General features: G+C 66.4%; 2 protein-coding genes. Both read left to right on the top strand.

The genetic code is table 11. From position 1 onward, the window contains the following. On the top strand, nt 1-1,372 hold a 1,372-nt coding region (gene allB / locus ACO41U_RS10200; protein WP_485943708.1), incomplete at its 5' end, for an allantoinase AllB. A 122-nt stretch (nt 1,373-1,494) separates the two neighbouring features. Further along, entirely contained in the window at nt 1,495-2,700 is a 1,206-nt protein-coding gene (locus ACO41U_RS10195; protein WP_485943706.1) for an ABC transporter substrate-binding protein, read from the top strand. The last annotated feature ends 349 nt before the right edge of the window (nt 2,701-3,049 follow it).

Genomic DNA, 3,049 nt, shown 5'->3' with positions numbered 1-3,049 from the left:
GAAAATGGACTGTGATCTTCTGGTGAAGAACGGCCGGGTCGTTTCGGCCGAGGGGATCGACGCGGCCGATGTGGCCGTGAAGGACGGGCGGGTGGCCGCGCTGCTTGCGCCCCATGTACGGGACGGCGTCCGGGCGGCTCAGGTCCTCGATGCGGAGGGCAGGCTCGTGATGCCCGGAGCGATCGACGTCCACGCACACCTCAACGATCCCGGCTTCACCTGGCGCGAGGATTTTGCCCATGGGACCGCGGCGGCGGCGGCGGGCGGCGTGACCACGGTGGTGGATATGCCCCTGCAGAACGAGCCGGCCCTGACGGATGCTGCGATTTTTGCGCGCAAGTTCGAGGCCGTTCGGGACGAGGCCCTCGTGGATTATGCCTTTTGGGGCGGACTGACGGGGGACAACCTCGACGAAATGCGCGCCCTTCACGACGCGGGCGTCACCGCGTTCAAGGTTTTTCTGGGGCCCGTCTCTCCGGACTATCGCACGCTCACCCTGGGGGTCGTGCGGGAGGCCCTGGAGGTCGCCTCCTCTTTCGGCGGCCTGGTCGGCTTCCATGCCGAGGACTACTCCATCATCCGGCACGAGGAGGAGCGCGCCGTGCGGGAGGGCCGGACCGGCCGCATCGACTTCCTGCGCTCGCGCCCGGTGGAGGCGGAGCGGATCGCGGTCGCCGGGGTGATCGAACTGGCGCGTGCGACCGGTGCGCGGGTGCACATCTGCCATGTCAGCCACCCCGGGGTGGCGGAGCTGATTCGTGGGGCTCAGGCCGAGGGGCTGCCCGTGACTGCCGAGACCTGTACGCACTATCTCGTCTTCGACGAGACGGACGTCCTGGAGCGGGGGATGCTCTTCAAGTGCGCGCCTCCGCTGCGGGATGCGGCGGCCCGCGAGGCGCTTTGGGATTATGTTGTCGACGGAACCCTGGCCTGCGTGGCCTCCGACCACTCGCCATGCGCCCCCCGGGAGAAGGAGGAGGGGGAAGGGGCCTTCAAGGCCTGGGGCGGGATCAGCGGCATTCAGAGCCTGATGTCGGTCTTCTTCGATCGCGCCGTGCACCGCCGCGGGCTTTCTCCCTCCCTCGTCGCCGCCCGGCTCTCGGAGGGGCCGGCGCGGATCTTCGGATTGTGGGAGCGGAAGGGCGCCGTCCGGCCGGGGGCGGACGCGGACCTGGTGATCCTGGATCCCGACCGGGAATGGCGGATCACGGAGGATTCCCTTCAATACCTCAACCGCATCTCGGCCTTCGTCGGCCTGGAGGGGCGCGGGGTCCCCGAGACGGTTCTGGTTCGAGGGCGGGTTGTTTGGGGCGGCGGGGCCGTGCGGGTTTCGCCAGGTTATGGGGAGCTGGTCAGGTGCCGGACCCCTTGAAAAAAGAGAGCGGCATGCGTAGGGGGTGGGGGCATCCCCCCTCGCCGGGCGAGGGAGTCCTTTCCTCTCGCCGTTCATCATCGTCTTTGGGGCAAAGGCCCCGGGAGAGGAGCGTGTTTTTGATGAGCAGGTTCTGTTTTTCGTCTCGTAAGGCATTGGCGTCGGTGTTGGTCGTCCTGCTTTCCCTGTCGCTCTGCGGCGCGGCACTGGCGGCGGAGAAGGAGCTAAAGATCGGCGTGTTGGGCGTCATGAGCGGGCCGGCGGCCTCCTGGGGGCTGGTGAACCGCTATTGCGCCGAGGCGTCCGCCAAGATGATCAACGACAAGGGCGGCTTCCAGATCGGAGAGGACACCTACAAGATCAAGATTGTCGCGGTCGATGACCGCAACGACCCCAAGGTCTCCGTGTCCGGAGCGGAGCGCCTGATCTACGAGGAGGGCATCCACTACATCATCGGGCCCAACATCGACCCGACCTCCATGGCCATCGTCCCCGTCATCGAGAAGGGCAAGGCCATCAGCATCCCCTATGCCTTCTCCAAAAAGCTCTACACCGCCCCGGCCAGCAACTCGATTCTGGGCATGATCGCGTCCTATCAGGCGGGCCCCGTCATCTACTCCTACCTGATGAAGGAGAAGGGGATCAAGAGCATCGCGTTCGTCGCGCGCAACGACTCGGAGTCCCTGAACCAGAGGGATGAGGGCGTGGAGGCCGCCAGGAAACTGGGCCTCGAGATCCTCGCCGAGAAGGACACCTACGAGCCCGGTACCACGGACTTCTTCCCCGTCATGTCCAGCGTCGTGGGCAAGAAGCCCGACCTGCTGGTGCTCTCCGGAGCCGCTCCCGCGGACACGCCCCTGCTGATCAAGACGGCACGCGAGCTGGGCTTCGAGGGCATCCTCAGCACGGAGACCGCCCAGGACGCGAAGGTGATCGCGGAGCTGGCCGGCGACGCGGCCAACGGCTTCATCTCCGTGGGGGGAGCGAGCACCCCGGAGATCCGCAGCGCGTACATGGAGGATTTCATCAAGGAATACGAGAAGGTCGCCGGGGAGTGGAACGACGAGGCCGGGACGAAGGTCTATGCTCTCGAGATCATACTGAACACGCTGAAACAGGCCGGGCCGGAGGCCATCGACGACGTGGAGAAGTTCAAGGCCGCCATGGAGACCTTCTCCATGCCCAACCCGTATCTGAAGGACAACCGGCCGCTGCACTACATCGGCACGCCCTACTTCGGCCAGAAGCGCCAGATCTCCATCCCCATGGTCGTCACCGTTTTCGAAGGCGGGGACTTCAAGACCCTCTTCGTCGGCAGCGCGGAGTAACGGGACGGGGGGCGCCGCCCCCCAATCCCCCTGACCGGGGAGCCGGCTCCCCGGCGCCCCTACGGGCCTGCCCCACCGGGGGCGTGTCCCCGTGGCGGGACGGGCGAGGGGGCAGGGGGCTCGTCCTCCAGGGAAGCCCATAAGCGGACGGCCGGTGAAAAGCGACAAACCGCGCCGTCCGCTTATGGCGGGGTTCGGGGCAGGCCCCGAGTCATGCTTCGGGGCCTCGCCGTCCCGATAGGAGGGATCGTTTTTGGGACAGGTACTCTTCAACGGACTGTACACGGGGGCTCAGTACGCGCTCATAGCCTTGGGACTGACGCTGATCTTCGCCCTGATGAACGTTTTG

It is taken from the genome of Fretibacterium sp. (genome assembly GCF_057312375.1).
The sequence above is the reverse complement of the archived record's forward strand: the minus strand, read 5'-3'. Positions and strand labels throughout refer to the sequence as shown.